The sequence below is a fragment of the Citrobacter sp. TBCP-5362 genome (assembly GCF_005406305.1).
In the GTDB taxonomy this organism is placed as follows: domain Bacteria; phylum Pseudomonadota; class Gammaproteobacteria; order Enterobacterales; family Enterobacteriaceae; genus Citrobacter_B; species Citrobacter_B koseri.
In genome coordinates, this window is record NZ_CP040234.1 from 3,111,359 (window position 1) to 3,127,965 (window position 16,607).

Sequence of the window (16,607 nt, forward strand, 5' to 3'; positions counted from 1 at the left end):
AGTTCTGTCCTTTGTTAGTGAGTTGCTCCGCCTGTTACTGCAATGTCAGTTTCCACATGAAGCGCTGTGACAATGGCGATTTCCAACGCCTGACGCACCGTTTCCGCCGCCATGCTGGGCGCACCAGGATGTGCCGCCGCCTGTTCCGGCAGATAAGGAATATGGATAAATCCACCCTTCACGTCCTGAATATCGCGCAATTTATGCAACAGTCCATACATTACGTGGTTGCAGACAAAAGTGCCTGCGGTCTGAGAGACCGATGCCGGAATCCCCGCTTCACGCATCGCCGAGACCATCGCTTTGATCGGCAGCGTGCTAAACCAGGCTGCCGGGCCTTCCGCCACGATGGGCTCATCAACTGGCTGCCTGCCGCGATTATCGGGGATACGCGCATCGTCAATATTAATCGCCACGCGCTCCACGGTAATATCCGTACGCCCTCCGGCCTGCCCTATCGCCATCACCAGCACCGGGGATAACGCGTCAATCGCCGCATTCAGCACGGTGAGAGAGTCGCCAAAGACGCAAGGGAGCTGGCGGGCCACCACGCGACACCCTGCGATGATAGCATTGTCGAGACGCGAGACCACTTCCCAGGAAGGGTTAACCTGCTCGCCGCCGAAGGGTTCAAACCCGGTGATTAATACCGTCTTCATCCTTCCTCCTTACAGAAACATCAGGAAATACATCAGAAACACGTTAACCAACAGCAGCACAATACCGGTCGGCACCTGCGCTTTGATCACCGCATTTTTATCCGGCAGTTCCAGCAGCGCCGCAGGCACGATATTAAAGTTTGCCGCCATCGGCGTCATCAGCGTTCCGCAGTAGCCGGAGAACATGCCGATTGCCGCCATCACCGCCGGATTCCCGCCATGTTGCAGCACCAGGATTGGAATCCCAATCCCCGCCGTCACAATCGGGAATGCGGCAAAGGCGTTCCCCATCACCATCGTCAGTAGCGCCATACCGATGGTGTAGACCGCCACGGCGATAAAACGGCTATCGACAGCAAGATATTCCTGGGTGAGATACGAAATTCCGCTGCCGACGCCTGCCGCGGTAAATAACAGCCCTAACGTGGCGAGGATCTGCGGCAAAATGAACGCCCAACCGATGGAATCCAGCAGACGACGCGCTTCCTGAATCGGCTGGTGCACCTTCTCATGCGTCATCTTTATCGCCATCCCCAGACCAATCAATGACCCCGCAGTCATGGAAAACAGCGTCACCAGCGTGGCGTGATTGCCCGGCCCGAACAGCGCCTCCTGCAATCCGGGAACATGGTTGAACATAAGCACGCCGATCACCGTGACCACCGGGATCGCCAGCGCCGGATAAAACAGGCGGTTGCCCAGACGACTGGCGCTTTCCTCACGCTGTTCGCGAGTTCGCTGGTGATAGCTTCCGAGCTTCACGCCGCCGAAACCGGCAATCAGCGCCATCACCACCACCGCCCCACCGACGGCGATGTTAACCATGCGTTTGTCGCCCACCAGCTGATAAGTCCAGTCGCCGAGCAGGAACAGTACGCCATAAACGCCCCAGAATAACCCCGTCGTCAGGCGACGCGGGTTGGCTTTGTCCTGCCACGACATGACGGCGACAATCAACAGCACCACACCGGCCAGCCAATAGAGATAGCTTTGTTGAAAATTCATTTCGCCTCTCCTTTGCTCATCGCCGCGCTGACTTTCGCCACCTCACGTTGCAGATAATTGTCCAGACGCCACAGGCGCGCGCCGTGAATCAGAAAAGCGCAGATCGCCGTCGGAATCCCCCACAGCGCAATATGCAGCGGCTCGGTCTGAATCCCGCCGGACTCCAGCATGAAGTTGTGCATAAAGATGATGGCGCCAAAAGCCACGAAAATGTCTTCGCCAAAAAACAGCCCGACGTTATCGGTGGCTGCTGACATTGCCCGCAGCCGGTAGCGAACCGTGCCTGGCAGTTCCCCGTGTATTTTCTCTGCCGCCCCTTCCGCCATCGGCGCCAGCAACGGACGCACCATTTGCGGATGGCCGCCGAGACTGGTCAGCCCCAGCGCTGCCGTCGCTTCGCGGACAAACAGATAGACAATCAGCAGACGTCCTGCCGTGGCGCTGCGGATTTTCGCGATCCACGCCTGCGCGCGCTCTTTAAGCCCGTGACGTTCCAGCAGACCGATAACCGCCAGCGGAATCAGCAGAATAAAGGGCAGGTTACGGGTATTGAGGAACCCTTCACCCAGTTTTTCGAGGATCGTGGCGATCGGCATCTGCGCCGCCAGTCCCGTAACGATCCCGGCAATAATGACCACTAATACCGGGTTAAAGCGTAAAAGAAATCCAGCCACAATGACGGCGATACCCATCAGTGGCCAGAGAGAAATTGCGTCTCCCATGATCCGTTCCTGTCAGTCGTGTTGCGTTGTTTTTATTTGCACAGCGCCTCTTCGGGCACTGTGTCAGCCTGGTTATTGGTTATGCCATAATCCTGATACTGCGTTCTTCAAACGCCGCGCGCAAACGACGGGCAAAAGCGAGTGCGTGCTCGCCGTCGCCGTGAATACATACCGTTTGCGCCACAACGTTCGCCCATTCACCGGTAATGCTTTTCACTCTACCGGATTCCACCATGCCCAGCGTTTGCGCCAACGCGTGCTCTTCGTCTTCTACCAGCGCGCCCGGCTGGGTTCGCGGCACCAGGCTGCCGTCAGCCTGATACCCCCGATCGGCAAAAACTTCCTGACGCGTCGTCAGGCCATAATGCTCGCCTGCGCGAATCAGTTCGCTACCCGCCAGCCCGACCAGAATCAGCGACGGATCGCAGGCATGTACCGCTCTGGCGATGGCATCCGCCAGCTGTGGATCTTTCGCCGCCTGGTTGTACAACATACCGTGCGGTTTGACATGACGCATAACGCCGCCTTCCGCACGGGCTATCGCCGCCAGCGCGCCGATCTGGTACAGCGTCTGGGCGTAGACGGTTTCCGGCGGTAACGTCATGGCGGTGCGGCCAAAGTTTTCCCGATCCGGGAAACTGGGATGCGCGCCAATCGCTACACCGTTTTTCAGCGCTTCGCGCACGCTCGCCAGCATGGTTTGCGCATCGCCCGCGTGAAATCCGCAGGCGATGTTGGCGGATGACACCAGTTGCAGTAACGCCGCATCGCTGGCGCACCCTTCTCCTAAGTCTGCGTTAAGATCAATGTTCATCGTTGAGTCGCCATGTTAACTGTTCCAGATAACGCTGCTGGTCGTGACGCGCCTTAAGCGCCTCCTCCAGCGTACACTGAACAAAATGGATCGGTTGCCCGAGAGGGATCTGCGCCAGATGATACATATCCGCCTCAATGATGCAGGCGATACGCGGGTAGCCGCCGGTGGTCTGGGCATCGTTCATCAGCACGATCGGCTGACCATTATGCGGCACCTGAATAACGCCCGGCAGCAGCCCGTGCGACAGTAACTCACGTTCGGTGGTACGTTTCAGCGGTTGCCCCTGCAAACGATAGCCCATACGGTTACTTTGCGGGCTAAGCTGCCACGGCGAGCGCCAGAACGCCTCCTGCGAGGCCGCTTCAAACTCCTGGTATTCCGGGCCAGGCAACGCGCGAATCCGGTTCCCCCACAGCAGCTGTTTAACGCCCTGCGGGCCGCTGAACTGGCGTTCTGACCTTCCTGTCGCCAGCCGATCGCCATCTTTTAACAAACGCCCTTCCAGCCCGCCAATGCCGACTTTCAGGTCGGTGCTGCATGACCCCATCACTTCAGGCACGTCAATACCGCCCGCCACGGCCAGATAGCTGCGCATTCCGTGGAGCGGGCGCTTCAGCGCCAGACGCTGTCCCGCTTTCACCGGCAGCCGCCAGCCGGTCCAGACCGGTTGGTCGTCCAGACGGGCCTCGCACCCGGCGCCGGTCAATGCAAACCAGCCGTCGGATTCAAATTCCACCACCAGTTGGCCGAGCGTAATCTCCAGCGCCGGAGCACTGGCGTCATTCCCCACCAGCAGGTTCGCGATATGCAGCGCCGGTTTGTCCAGCGCGCCGCAATGACTAATACCGGACTGACGATAGCCGTGTCGTCCCCCATCCTGCACCGAGGTGTACATACCCGCGCGAATAATGTTCAGCATACCCCCTCCTTCTGCGGGACAAAGCGTATGGTGTCGCCCGGACGTAACAGGATGGGCTCATCCCGCTGTGGGTCGAACAGCTTCAGCGGCGTATGGCCGATTAGTTGCCAGCCGCCCGGCGTCGGCAGAGGGTAAATCCCGGTTTGCGGGCCGCCAATCCCCACGGAACCCGCCGGAACAATCAGGCGCGGTTCTGCCCGTCTTGGCGTGTGTAATTGTTCCGGTAAGCCCCCGAGATACGGGAAGCCCGGCTGAAAACCTAAAAACCAGACGACGTACTCTACTGAAGCGTGCAGTTCAACCACCTGCTTTTCGCTTAATCCGCTGTGTCGCGCCACCTCCGCCAGATCCGGGCCGCCCTCGCCGCCGTAGGTCACGGGAATTTCGATAAAGCGTGAATCAGGCTCCAGCGCCTCACTCTCTTCCCACCAGCGCTGCAAACGTTCAATCGCATCCAGCGCCAGCGTCTGCGGCTCGCGCAGGATCACCGTGATATTGTTCATACCCGGAATCGCTTCAACAACATTCGGCATATCGACCAGACGCTGCGCCAGTCGCCAGATGCGTTTCTGGGATGCCAGCGTGACCGGCGGTTCAAGCTCCAGCACCACCGCCGTTTCACCTAACAGATAACAACGCGCTCGTTGCACTTTCGTCCCTCTCGTGTTTTATGCGTTATGCCGGATTAGGAATATCAATAAAGGTCACATCCAGACTCGTATTTTCAGTCAGCCATTCGCTTAACGCGCGAATACCGCCGCGCTCGGTGGCGTGGTGTCCGGCGGCATAGAAATGCAGCCCCTGTTCGCGGGCGGAGTGAATCGTTTGTTCAGAGACCTCGCCGGTAATAAACGCATCCACGCCAAAGCGCGCGGCGCTGTCGATAAAACTTTGCCCGCCACCGGTACACCAGGCCACACGCTGCACTTTTTCCGGCCCGGTATCGCCGCACCATAACGGTTTACGTCCCAGGCGCGCTTCAATCCACGAGGCCAGTTCCAGCCCCGGCACCGGCATTGATAACTCTCCCCACGGCACCAGCGGCTCGATTTCCCCCATCACGGTAATGCCAAGCAGCGCCGCCAGCTGCACGTTGTTTCCCAGTTCCGGGTGCGCATCCAACGGCAGATGCCAGCCATAGAGGTTAATGTCATTCGCCAGCAGCGTTTTCAGCCGATTGCGTTTCATACCGCGAATGACCGGAGATTCCCCTTTCCAGAAGTAACCATGATGAACGATGACCGCATCAGCCTGCTGGCGTACCGCTTCATCCAGTAAGGCCTGGCTTGCCGTCACGCCGGTCACGATTTTTTGCACCGTCTCTTTGCCTTCAACCTGTAAGCCATTCGGCGCGTAATCGCTGATGGCCGCGCTGTTCAGCTTTTCATTGATCAGTTGTTCCAGTTCGGTGTTTTTCATCATCGCTCCCTTCTTCATATGTGCACTACGTTAAAATAGCGTTCTCCCGTCACTTCGTCGATAGCCATTTCTTCGACACATTGAGAAACAATCACGCCGTTTTAAGACGCAAAATGCTTACCCTTACTCGATCTGATTCATGTATATTTATGCAATCAGACAGCATATTGCAAAAATAATCAGATCTGTATCGAAGTTATAACTTTAAGGAAACACACTCACGCCGCGGATTTCTTTTGCGGTGTGACATCCATCCCGGAATCACAATGAATAAACCATCTTCTCAACCGCGCGCCATTTATTACGTCGTCGCACTGCAAATTTGGGAATACTTCAGCTTTTACGGCATGCGCGCCCTGCTGATTCTCTATCTCACCAACCAGCTAAAATACGACGATAACCATGCGTATGCGCTGTTCAGCGCTTACTGTTCGCTGGTCTATGTCACCCCGATTCTCGGCGGGTATCTGGCGGATAAAGTGCTTGGTAATCGCATGGCGGTCATGCTGGGAGCATTTTTGATGGCCGTTGGGCATCTGGTGCTGGGGGCGAGTGAAATCGCGCCGACCTTCCTTTATTTGTCGCTGGCGATCATCGTCTGCGGTTACGGTCTGTTCAAATCCAACATCAGTTGCCTGTTGGGTGAGCTGTATAAGCCGGAAGATCCACGCCGCGACGGGGGATTCTCACTGCTGTATGCCGCCGGCAATATCGGCTCGATCGTTGCCCCTATCGCCTGTGGTTATGTTCAGGAAGAGTACAGCTGGGCGATGGGTTTTGCGCTGGCCGCCATCGGCATGATCGCCGGGTTAATTATCTTCCTGTGCGGTAATCGCCATTTCGCCCACACCACTGGGGTGAATAAAGTCGCGCTGCACGCCAGGACGTTTGTTCTGCCCAACTGGTGTTGGCTGCTGGTGCTGTTGGTCGCCGCGCCGCTGCTGATCACGGTGCTGTTCTGGAAAGAATGGTCGGTCTATGCGCTGATTGTCGCCACCGTCATTGGTCTTGCGGTGCTGACAAAAATCTACCGTCAGGCACAGACGCAAAAACAGCGTAAAGAGCTGGGGCTGATTGTGGTTCTCACCTTCTTCAGCATGTTGTTCTGGGCGTTCGCTCAACAGGGCGGCAGCTCCATCAGTTTGTACATCGACCGATTTGTGAACCGTACGATTCTGGGTTACGAAGTACCGACGGCAATGTTCCAGTCAGTGAATGCCTTCGCGGTCATGCTGTGCGGCGTGGTGCTGGCCTGGCTGATTAAGGAGAGTATGGGCGGCAACCGTACCGTGCGGATCTGGGGGAAATTCGCCCTGGGTCTCGGTTTGATGAGCGCCGGATTCTGCATTCTGACCGTAAGCGCCCGGTTATCTGCCGCCTACGGTCACTCTTCTATGCCACTGATGATCTTAGGGTTGGCGGTAATGGGTTTTGCCGAGTTGTTCATCGACCCGGTCGCAATGTCGCAGATTACACGTATTGAGATCCCTGGCGTGACGGGCGTTCTGACCGGTATCTATATGTTGCTCTCCGGCGCGATCGCCAACTATCTGGCTGGCGTCATTGCCGATCAGACCTCGCAGAGCGCGTTTGATGCAAGCGGCGCGATCAACTACGCCATCAATGCCTATATCGATGTGTTCGACCAGATAACCTGGGGAGCGCTGGCCTGCGTGGCGCTGGTACTGCTGATTTGGCTGTATCAGTCACTCAAATTCAGAAACCGCCCGCTGGCGGTTGAGTCCTGAATGACATTACGCCCGGTGGCGCGACGCTTACCGGGCCTACAGTGTGACTGTCCTGTAGGCCGGATAAGGTATCGCCGCCATCCGGCATAACGTATAAAAAAACCGCCACATTTCTTACGCCCGGGGGCGCGGCGCTTACCGGGCCTACAGTGCGGCACTATCCTGTAGGCCGGATAAGGCATCGCCGCCATCCGACCGCCACATTTCTTACGCCCGGTGGCGCTACGCTTACCGGGCCTACAGTGTGGCACTATCCTGTAGGCCGGATAAGGCATCGCCGCCATCCGGCATAATGTATAAAAAAAACCGCCACATTTCTTACGCCCGGTGGCGCTACGCTTACCGGGCCTACAGTGTGGCACTATCCTGTAGGCCGGATAAGGCATCGCCGCCATCCGGCATAATGTATAAAAAAACCGCCACATTTCTTAGGCCCGGTGGCGCGACGCTTACCGGGCCTACAGTGTGGCACTATCTGTAGGCCGAATAAGGCATCGCCGCCATCCGGCATAACGTATAAAAAAACCGCCACATTTCTGTTGGCGGTTTTCTCGGACGATGCTGTATATCAGTAGAAATCGCAGGTCACTTTTTCTGCCTGCTCCATCCACACCGGTTTATCGCTGGTTTTCGACCAGACGCGATGCAGATAGCTGTAAAAACGAGCACGGTCTTTCCAGAACAACATGACCGGCAGCGCCAGAACCCCAGCCACAACGGCGAGAGTGCGGCGTAACAAAACAACATGAGCTGGATATTCTTTATAGAGTTCCATACTTTTCTCCCCTTTATCTGGCCGGTAATCATCACCGGTAAAGTCAAATTGGTTATCTGCTGAAAATAGTACCGCTTTGCGTGTAATTTTACTACTCATCCGACCACTTATTTTTGTCTATTTAAGCTTTATTTACATTCACCCTGTAATTAAGTTACATAAAAGTTAAATTAATACTAATCATTAGTTAAATAATGGTCTTTTCCATTTTTATACTTTTTTTACACCCTACGCGCCGATTTTTGCGAAATCTTTGCAGGCAAAAAATTACCCTCCGCATATCAGAAGAAAAACCACTGGAGGTGCACCGTGAGTGCAGGCGTAATCATCGGCATCATGCTGATTTTCTTACTTTTGGGTTACCTGGTGTATGCCCTGATTAATGCGGAGGCATTCTGATGGCGGCCCAGGGATTTTTACTGACAGCCAGTTTTTTACTGATCCTGTTCGTGCTCGCCCGCCCTTTAGGCGTGGGTCTGGCGCGACTGATCAACGACATTCCCCTGCCAGGCACCGCCAGCGTAGAGCGTCTGCTATGGCGCGGGTTGGGGATATCGACGCAGGAAATGGACTGGAAACAGTATCTGCTGGCCATTCTTACCCTGAATCTGTTGGGTCTGACAGTGCTGTTTCTGATGCTGCTGGGGCAAAACCTGCTGCCGCTGAACCCGCAGCAGTTGCCTGGCCTTTCCTGGCATCTGGCGCTCAATACGGCCATCAGTTTTGTCACCAATACCAACTGGCAGTCCTACGGCGGGGAAACCACCTTAAGCTACTTCAGCCAGATGGCGGGACTGACCGTACAGAATTTCCTGTCGGCGGCTACCGGTATCGCAGTGATCTTCGCTCTGATCCGCGCCTTTACGCGCCAGAACATGGATACGCTGGGCAACGCCTGGATGGATTTGGTGCGCATTACGCTGTGGATCTTATTGCCGCTCGCCCTGTTAATCGCCCTGCTTTTCATCCAGCAGGGCGCACTGCAAAACCTGCTGCCCTATCAACCGTTCACCAGCGTTGAAGGTGTGAAACAGCTTTTGCCGATGGGGCCGGTAGCTTCACAGGAAGCCATAAAGATGCTCGGCACCAACGGCGGCGGGTTCTTCAACGCAAACTCATCGCATCCGTTTGAAAACCCGAGCGCATTAACCAACATGGTACAGATGCTGGCGATCTTTTTGATTCCCGCCGCGCTTTGCTTTGCCTTTGGCGATGCGTCAGGCGATCGCCGTCAGGGGCAGATGCTGCTGTGGGCGATGTCGATCATTTTCGTGGTCTGCGTCGCCGTGGTGATGTCGGCGGAAGTCCAGGGCAATCCTCATCTGCTGAAGTTTGGCGCCGACAGCAGCCTCAATATGGAAGGCAAAGAGAGTCGCTTTGGCGTGCTGGTCAGCAGCCTGTTCGCCGTCGTGACCACGGCGGCCTCCTGCGGGGCGGTTATCGCTATGCATGACTCTTTTACCGCACTGGGCGGCATGGTGCCAATGTGGCTGATGCAAATCGGCGAAGTGGTTTTTGGCGGCGTCGGTTCGGGTTTGTACGGCATGCTGTTGTTCGTATTGTTAGCCGTATTTATCGCCGGGCTGATGATTGGCCGCACGCCAGAATATCTGGGTAAAAAAATCGACGTGCGCGAAATGAAAATGACCGCCCTGGCGATTCTGATTACCCCGACGCTGGTATTGCTCGGTACGGCGCTGGCGATGATGACCGAAACCGGCCGCAGCGGAATGCTCAACCCCGGCCCACACGGTTTTAGCGAAGTGCTGTACGCCGTCTCTTCGGCGGCCAACAACAACGGCAGCGCCTTTGCCGGTCTGAACGCCAACACGCCCTTCTGGAACTGCCTGCTGGCCTTCTGCATGTTTGTCGGTCGCTTCGGGGTGATTATCCCGGTCATGGCAATTGCCGGATCGCTGGTCGGTAAAAAGCGCCAGCCGGCCAGCCCCGGCACACTGCCGACGCACGGCGCGCTGTTTGTCGGCCTGCTGATCGGTACGGTGTTGCTGGTGGGCGCACTGACCTTTATTCCTGCGCTGGCGCTTGGGCCGGTTGCTGAACACCTCTCTTTATATTGAGCGAAGCGGAGTACATGGTGATGAGTCGCAAACAACTGGCGCTGTTCGAGCCCTCCCTGGTCGCTCAGGCGCTGATCGAGGCCGTGAAAAAATTAAGCCCACATACCCAGTGGCGCAATCCGGTCATGTTTATTGTCTGGATCGGCAGTCTGCTGACGACCCTTATCACGGTGGCGATGGCAACCGGGCAGATGCCAGGTAATCCCCGGTTTACTGGCGCGATAAGCCTCTGGCTATGGGTTACCGTCCTGTTCGCAAACGTTGCCGAAGCGCTGGCGGAAGGTCGCAGCAAAGCGCAGGCCAGCAGTCTGAAAGGGGTGAAGAAAACGGCATTTGCCCGCAAACTGCGTGAACCAAAGTATGGCGCGCAGGCGGATCGCCTCCCTGCCGATGAGCTGCGTAAAGGGGATATCGTCCTGGTTGAAGCGGGCGATATTATTCCCTGCGACGGCGAGGTCATTGAAGGCGGCGCATCGGTGGACGAAAGCGCCATTACCGGTGAGTCCGCGCCGGTGATTCGTGAATCTGGCGGCGACTTTGCCTCAGTGACCGGCGGAACACGTATTCTCTCCGACTGGCTGGTCATCGAATGCAGCGTGAATCCCGGCGAAACCTTCCTTGACCGGATGATCGCGATGGTGGAAGGCGCGCAGCGCCGTAAAACGCCAAACGAAATCGCGCTGACCATTCTGCTGATTGCCCTGACTATTGTCTTTTTACTGGCAACCGCCACGCTCTGGCCCTTTTCCGCCTGGGGCGGCCATGCCGTCAGCGTGACGGTGCTGGTCGCCCTGCTGGTTTGCCTGATCCCCACCACTATCGGCGGATTACTTTCGGCGATCGGCGTCGCCGGGATGAGTCGAATGCTGGGAGCAAACGTCATCGCCACCAGTGGGCGGGCGGTAGAAGCCGCAGGCGACGTGGACGTGCTGCTGCTGGATAAAACCGGCACCATCACCCTCGGCAACCGTCAGGCCTCGGACTTTCTGCCCGCTCAGGGCGTGGATGAAAAGACGCTGGCCGACGCGGCGCAGCTCTCTTCGCTGGCCGACGAGACGCCGGAAGGCCGCAGCATCGTCATTCTCGCCAAACAGCGTTTTAATCTGCGCGAGCGCGATGTGCAGTCGCGCCATGCCACCTTTGTTCCCTTTACCGCGCAAAGCCGGATGAGCGGCATCAACATTGATAACCGAATGATCCGTAAAGGTTCCGTGGACGCCATTCGCCGCCACGTTGAAGCCAGCGGCGGTCACTTCCCCGCTGACGTGGAGCAAAAAGTGGATAGCGTCGCCCGTCTTGGCGCCACGCCGCTGGTGGTGGTGGAAGGTTCCCGCGTGCTGGGCGTTATCGCGCTGAAAGATATTGTCAAAGGCGGGATTAAGGAACGGTTTGCCCAGTTGCGCAAAATGGGCATCAAAACGGTGATGATCACCGGCGACAACCGCCTGACGGCAGCGGCGATTGCCGCCGAAGCCGGTGTGGATGATTTCCTGGCGGAAGCCACACCAGAAGCCAAGCTGGCGTTGATCCGCCAGTACCAGGCTGAAGGTCGCCTGGTGGCGATGACCGGCGATGGAACCAACGATGCACCGGCGCTGGCGCAGGCTGATGTGGCGGTGGCGATGAACTCCGGTACTCAGGCAGCGAAAGAAGCCGGTAACATGGTGGATCTGGATTCCAACCCGACCAAGCTGATCGAAGTGGTGCATATCGGTAAACAGATGTTGATGACGCGCGGTTCGCTCACCACGTTCAGTATCGCCAATGACGTGGCGAAATATTTCGCCATCATTCCGGCGGCGTTTGCCGCGACGTACCCGCAGTTGAATACGCTGAACATTATGCGTCTGCATTCGCCGGATTCCGCAATCCTCAGCGCGGTGATCTTCAATGCGTTGATTATCGTTTTTCTGATCCCGCTGGCATTGAAAGGGGTGAGCTATAAGCCGCTTTCGGCCTCTGCCATGCTGCGCCGTAATCTGTGGATTTACGGCCTGGGTGGTCTGGTTGTGCCGTTTATCGGCATTAAAGTGATTGATTTACTGCTGACTCTGCTGGGTCTGGTGTGAGGTTTATAATGAGTGGATTACGTCCTGCATTATCAACGCTGGTGTTTCTGACGCTGCTAACCGGCGGCATTTACCCGCTGCTTACCACCGCGCTGGGGCAATGGTGGTTCCCGCATCAGGCTAACGGTTCACTGATTGTTGATGGCAGTCTCGTGCGCGGCTCTGCGCTTATCGGGCAGAATTTTACCGCCGACGGCTATTTTCAGGGACGCCCGTCAGCAACGGCGGAAATGCCCTATAATCCCATGGCTTCCGGCGGCAGTAATCTGGCGGTCAGCAACCCGGTGCTGGATAAACAGTTGCAGCAGCGGGTGAAGGCGCTGCGGGCCGCTAACCCGGACGCCAGCACGACGATTCCGGTGGAACTGCTCACCGCCTCCGCCAGCGGGCTGGACAATAACCTGACGCCAGCAGCGGCGGCGTGGCAGATCCCGCGCGTCGCCAAAGCGCGAAATCTCAGCGTTGAAGCCGTGACGCAGTTGGTCGCAGAATATACGCAAAAGCCGCTGGTGAGTTTTATCGGCCAGCCAGTGGTCAATATCGTGGAACTCAATTTAGCGCTGGATAAGCTCTGATGGTTAATGAAGAACCGCTACGCCCTGACCCCGATCGCCTGCTGGAACAGACCGCCGCACCACACCGGGGAAAACTGAAAATCTTCTTCGGCGCCTGCGCAGGCGTCGGGAAAACCTGGGCGATGCTGGCTGAGGCGCAGCGACTGCGGGCGCAAGGGCTGGATATTTTGACGGGTGTCGTGGAAACCCACGGGCGTAAAGAGACCGCTGCGCTGCTGGACGGCCTCAGCATCCTGCCGCTAAAACGACAGACGCGTCACGGACGCCATCTCAGCGAGTTCGATCTTGACGCGGCGCTGGCCCGTCGCCCGGCGCTTATTCTCATGGACGAACTGGCGCACAGCAATGCGCCAGGCTCGCGCCATCCCAAACGCTGGCAGGATATTGAAGAGCTGCTGGAAGCGGGTATTGACGTCTTTACCACCGTCAACGTCCAGCACCTGGAAAGCCTCAACGATGTGGTCAGCGGCGTGACCGGCATTCAGGTTCGTGAAACCGTGCCAGACCCTTTCTTCGATGCCGCCGACGAGGTGGTTCTGGTCGACCTGCCGCCTGACGATCTGCGAGCGCGTCTGAAAGAGGGCAAGGTGTACATTGCCGGTCAGGCTGAACGCGCCATTGAGCACTTCTTTCGCAAAGGCAATTTGATCGCCCTGCGTGAACTGGCGCTGCGCCGCACGGCCGACCGGGTGGACGATCAAATGCGCGCCTGGCGGAGCCATCCGGGCGAAGAGAAAGTGTGGCATACCCGCGACGCCATTCTGCTGTGCATCGGGCACAACACCGGCAGTGAAAAACTGGTCCGTGCCGCCGCGCGGCTGGCTGCCCGCCTTGGCAGCGTCTGGCACGCGGTGTATGTCGAAACCCCGGCGCTGCATCGCCTGCCGGAAAAGCAGCGGCGCGCCATCTTGAGCGCCCTGCGTCTGGCGCAGGAGCTGGGCGCAGAGACCGCCACACTTTCCGATCCCGCCGAAGAAAAAGCGGTTGTGCGTTACGCCCGGGAACATAACCTCGGCAAAATTGTGCTGGGGCGTCCGGCAACGCGACGCTGGTGGCGCAGAGATTCGTTTGCCGATCGCCTGGCGAAACAGGCGCCGGATCTCGATCAGGTGGTCGTCGCCCTTGATGATCCCCCGACTCGCCCGTTGAATCAGACACCGGATACTCGTGCCTTCAAAGATAAGTGGCGGGTGCAGATACAGGGCTGCCTGGTCGCGATCGCCCTTTGCGCAGTGACCACCGTCATCGCCGTACAGTGGATGGTCGCCTTTGACGCGGCTAACCTGGTGATGCTGTATCTGCTGGGCGTGGTGATTATCGCTCTGTTTTATGGGCGCTGGCCCTCGGTAGTGGCAACCTTTATTAATGTCGCCAGCTTCGATCTCTTTTTTATTGCTCCTCGCGGCACGCTTGCCGTTTCCGATGTGCAGTATCTGTTGACCTTCGCCGTGATGCTGACGGTGGGGCTGGTGATCGGTAACCTGACGGCGGGCGTACGCTATCAGGCGCGGGTTGCCCGCTATCGGGAACAGCGCACGCGCCATCTGTACGAGATGTCCAAAGCGCTGGCGGTGGGGCGAAGCAGGCAGGATATCGCCGCCACCAGCGAACAGTTTATCGCCTCCACGTTTCAGGCCCGCAGCCAGGTGTTATTGCCGGATGAAAACGGCACGCTGACGCCGCTGACCCACCAGCAGGGCATAACGCCGTGGGATGACGCCATCGCCCGGTGGAGCTTTGACAAAGGCCAGCCGGCCGGGGCGGGCACAGATACCCTGCCCGGCGTGCCGTATCAAATTTTACCGTTAAAAAGCGCCGATAAAACGCATGGCCTGGTGGTGGTCGAGCCGGGGAATCTTCGCCAGTTGATGATCCCGGAGCAACAGCGGCTACTGGAAACATTCACCTTGCTGGTCGCCAGCGCGCTGGAGCGTCTGACGCTCACCGCCAGTGAAGAGCTGGCCCGACTCGCCAGCGAGCGCGAGAGCATTCGCAATGCCCTGCTCGCCGCCCTCTCCCACGACTTGCGCACGCCGCTGACGGTGCTGTTTGGTCAGGCGGAGATTTTAACCCTGGATTTGGCAAGTGAAGGATCGCCACATGCGCGCCAGGCCAGCGAAATCCGCCAGCACATACTCAACACCACCCGGCTGGTGAATAACCTGCTGGATATGGCGCGCATCCAGTCCGGTGGATTTAATCTTAAAAAAGAGTGGCTGACGCTGGAAGAGGTTGTCGGCAGCGCCCTGCAAATGCTGGAGCCGGGGCTATCCCACCCCATTAACCTGTCGCTGCCAGCGCCGCTGACGCTGGTACACGTTGACGGCCCGCTGTTTGAACGGGTACTGATCAACCTTCTGGAAAACGCCGTCAAATACGCCGGTTCACAGGCGGAGATCGGCATTGATGCCCATGTTGAAGACGAACATCTTCAGCTTGACGTCTGGGATAATGGCCCCGGCATTCCTGACGGGCAGGAGAAAAGCATCTTCGACAAATTTGCCCGGGGAAATAAAGAGTCTGCCGTACCGGGCGTTGGGCTGGGGCTGGCTATTTGCCAGGCGATTGTTGAAGTGCACGGTGGAACGATTTCCGCCCACAATCGCCCACAGGGCGGAGCCTGTTTCCGTGTTACACTCCCGCAGGAAACTGCACCTGAACTTGAAGATTTTCATGAGGATATGTGACCAACGTTCTGATTGTTGAAGACGAACAGGCTATTCGTCGCTTTCTGCGCAGCGCGCTGGAAAGCGACGGGCTGCGCGTATACGAAGCAGAGACGCTAAGCCGTGGGTTGCTGGAAGCCGCCACGCGGAAACCCGATCTCATCATTCTTGATCTTGGCCTGCCTGACGGCGACGGCATCGATTTTATTCGCGACCTGCGACAATGGAGCGCAATTCCGGTGATTGTGCTTTCTGCTCGCAGCGAGGAGAGCGATAAAATCACTGCACTGGATGCAGGCGCCGATGACTATCTGAGTAAACCCTTCGGCATTGGCGAACTACAGGCGCGCTTACGCGTGGCGCTGCGCCGTCACGCCAGCGGCCCTTCTCCTGACCCCATCGTGCAGTTTTCCAGCATAAAAGTGGACTTAGCAGCACACCTTGTCCACCGTGATGAAGAAGAAATTCACCTGACGCCGATTGAGTTTCGCTTACTGGCCGTGTTGCTGAATAATGCGGGCAAAGTGCTCACCCAGCGCCAGCTGTTGAACCAGGTCTGGGGCCCGAACGCCGTCGAGCACAGTCACTATTTGCGTATTTATATGGGTCACCTGCGACAGAAACTGGAGAAAGATCCCGCCCGCCCCCGCCATTTCATTACCGAAACCGGAATCGGTTATCGTTTTATGCCATGAATGGTTATTCATTTTTTTTAATTAATTCCCAAATATCATTTTTATCATTAACCACACTGCAAATAATGTATTTTGCAGTGTAAGCTCATTCCTTAAAAAATATAAAAACACAAACCAATAACATATAAACAACAATACGATATCTTATCGTGTGATATGCATAAACAACGACTAAATATTTTAGAAATGATCGTTTTTTATTGATCTTCTTCACAGATCAGGCTCATTTCCTGGATAAAATACCCTCACCTTCCACTTATCCAGTAAAGGTAACCAAAATGGAAAATAATAGCCGTACAATGCCCCATATAAGGCGGACAACTCATATTATGATGTTTGCTCACCGTAACAGCTTCGACTTTCATTTCTTTAATGCCCGTTAGTCTTTCGACTAAGGGCACTCCAGCATACAGGTCTTCCTGACCCCTTGTATCGCAGGCTAACGCCTGTATCTCGTGGT

The 16,607-nt window shown here is 56.8% G+C and carries 16 protein-coding genes; 8 read left to right on the forward strand and 8 right to left on the reverse strand.

The window, feature by feature from the left end:
- Positions 1 to 14: 14 nt before the first annotated feature.
- From pcp to ybgI, 7 genes are all read right to left on the reverse strand, one after another.
- Positions 15 to 659, reverse strand: a complete 645-nt coding sequence (pcp, locus tag FD428_RS14860; protein WP_114847762.1) for a pyroglutamyl-peptidase I — start codon at positions 657 to 659, stop codon at positions 15 to 17.
- A gap of 9 nt (positions 660 to 668) precedes the next feature.
- Positions 669 to 1,664: a DUF979 domain-containing protein gene (locus tag FD428_RS14865; RefSeq protein WP_012133294.1), complete on the reverse strand. Its 996-nt coding sequence runs from the start codon at positions 1,662 to 1,664 to the stop codon at positions 669 to 671.
- On the reverse strand, positions 1,661 to 2,386 hold the full coding sequence (locus FD428_RS14870) for a DUF969 domain-containing protein (RefSeq protein WP_012133295.1): 726 nt from the start codon (positions 2,384 to 2,386) through the stop codon (positions 1,661 to 1,663). Before FD428_RS14870 ends, FD428_RS14865 begins: the two co-directional genes overlap by 4 nt.
- Before the next feature lie 79 nt (positions 2,387 to 2,465).
- Positions 2,466 to 3,200, reverse strand: a complete 735-nt coding sequence (pxpA, locus tag FD428_RS14875; protein ID WP_047458118.1) for a 5-oxoprolinase subunit PxpA — start codon at positions 3,198 to 3,200, stop codon at positions 2,466 to 2,468.
- Positions 3,190 to 4,122, reverse strand: coding sequence for a 5-oxoprolinase subunit PxpC (gene pxpC, locus FD428_RS14880; RefSeq protein WP_012133297.1), 933 nt, complete (start codon positions 4,120 to 4,122; stop codon positions 3,190 to 3,192). The genes pxpA and pxpC overlap by 11 nt, the downstream gene beginning before the upstream one ends.
- Positions 4,116 to 4,772, reverse strand: coding sequence for a 5-oxoprolinase subunit PxpB (gene pxpB, locus FD428_RS14885; RefSeq protein WP_047458123.1), 657 nt, complete (start codon positions 4,770 to 4,772; stop codon positions 4,116 to 4,118). Before pxpB ends, pxpC begins: the two co-directional genes overlap by 7 nt.
- A gap of 25 nt (positions 4,773 to 4,797) precedes the next feature.
- Entirely contained in the window at positions 4,798 to 5,541 is a 744-nt protein-coding gene (gene ybgI, locus FD428_RS14890; protein WP_024130534.1) for a radiation resistance protein YbgI, read from the reverse strand.
- 266 nt (positions 5,542 to 5,807) lie between these two features.
- Between ybgI and FD428_RS14895 the strand changes: the two genes are divergently transcribed.
- Positions 5,808 to 7,289, forward strand: coding sequence for an MFS transporter (locus FD428_RS14895; RefSeq protein WP_114847761.1), 1,482 nt, complete (start codon positions 5,808 to 5,810; stop codon positions 7,287 to 7,289).
- 568 nt (positions 7,290 to 7,857) lie between these two features.
- Here FD428_RS14895 and FD428_RS14900 read toward each other — a convergent pair.
- Entirely contained in the window at positions 7,858 to 8,064 is a 207-nt protein-coding gene (locus tag FD428_RS14900) for a YbfA family protein (RefSeq protein WP_024130535.1), read from the reverse strand.
- Positions 8,065 to 8,373: 309 nt separating this feature from the next.
- On the opposite strand from FD428_RS14900, the gene kdpF reads away from it, so the two are divergent.
- The 7 genes from kdpF (at position 8,374) to speFL (ending at position 16,530) form a co-directional block, all read left to right on the forward strand.
- Positions 8,374 to 8,463 carry a K(+)-transporting ATPase subunit F gene (gene kdpF / locus FD428_RS14905; protein ID WP_047458128.1) on the forward strand — a complete coding sequence of 30 codons (90 nt, stop codon included), beginning with the start codon at positions 8,374 to 8,376 and terminating at the stop codon, positions 8,461 to 8,463.
- Positions 8,463 to 10,142, forward strand: coding sequence for a potassium-transporting ATPase subunit KdpA (gene kdpA, locus FD428_RS14910; protein WP_114847760.1), 1,680 nt, complete (start codon positions 8,463 to 8,465; stop codon positions 10,140 to 10,142). The genes kdpF and kdpA overlap by 1 nt, the downstream gene beginning before the upstream one ends.
- A 20-nt stretch (positions 10,143 to 10,162) precedes the next feature.
- Positions 10,163 to 12,211: a potassium-transporting ATPase subunit KdpB gene (kdpB, locus tag FD428_RS14915; protein WP_024130536.1), complete on the forward strand. Its 2,049-nt coding sequence runs from the start codon at positions 10,163 to 10,165 to the stop codon at positions 12,209 to 12,211.
- A gap of 8 nt (positions 12,212 to 12,219) precedes the next feature.
- A complete protein-coding gene (gene kdpC / locus FD428_RS14920) occupies positions 12,220 to 12,786 on the forward strand; it encodes a potassium-transporting ATPase subunit KdpC (protein ID WP_071259733.1) in 567 nt (188 codons plus the stop codon).
- A complete protein-coding gene (gene kdpD, locus FD428_RS14925) occupies positions 12,786 to 15,473 on the forward strand; it encodes a two-component system sensor histidine kinase KdpD (protein WP_058668770.1) in 2,688 nt (895 codons plus the stop codon). Before kdpC ends, kdpD begins: the two co-directional genes overlap by 1 nt.
- On the forward strand, positions 15,470 to 16,147 hold the full coding sequence (gene kdpE, locus FD428_RS14930; RefSeq protein WP_012133308.1) for a two-component system response regulator KdpE: 678 nt from the start codon (positions 15,470 to 15,472) through the stop codon (positions 16,145 to 16,147). The genes kdpD and kdpE overlap by 4 nt, the downstream gene beginning before the upstream one ends.
- 278 nt (positions 16,148 to 16,425) lie before the next feature.
- Positions 16,426 to 16,530 (forward strand): leader peptide SpeFL, encoded by a 105-nt coding sequence (gene speFL / locus FD428_RS14940; protein ID WP_114149115.1) that lies wholly within the window; start codon positions 16,426 to 16,428, stop codon positions 16,528 to 16,530.
- Positions 16,531 to 16,607: the final 77 nt, after the last annotated feature.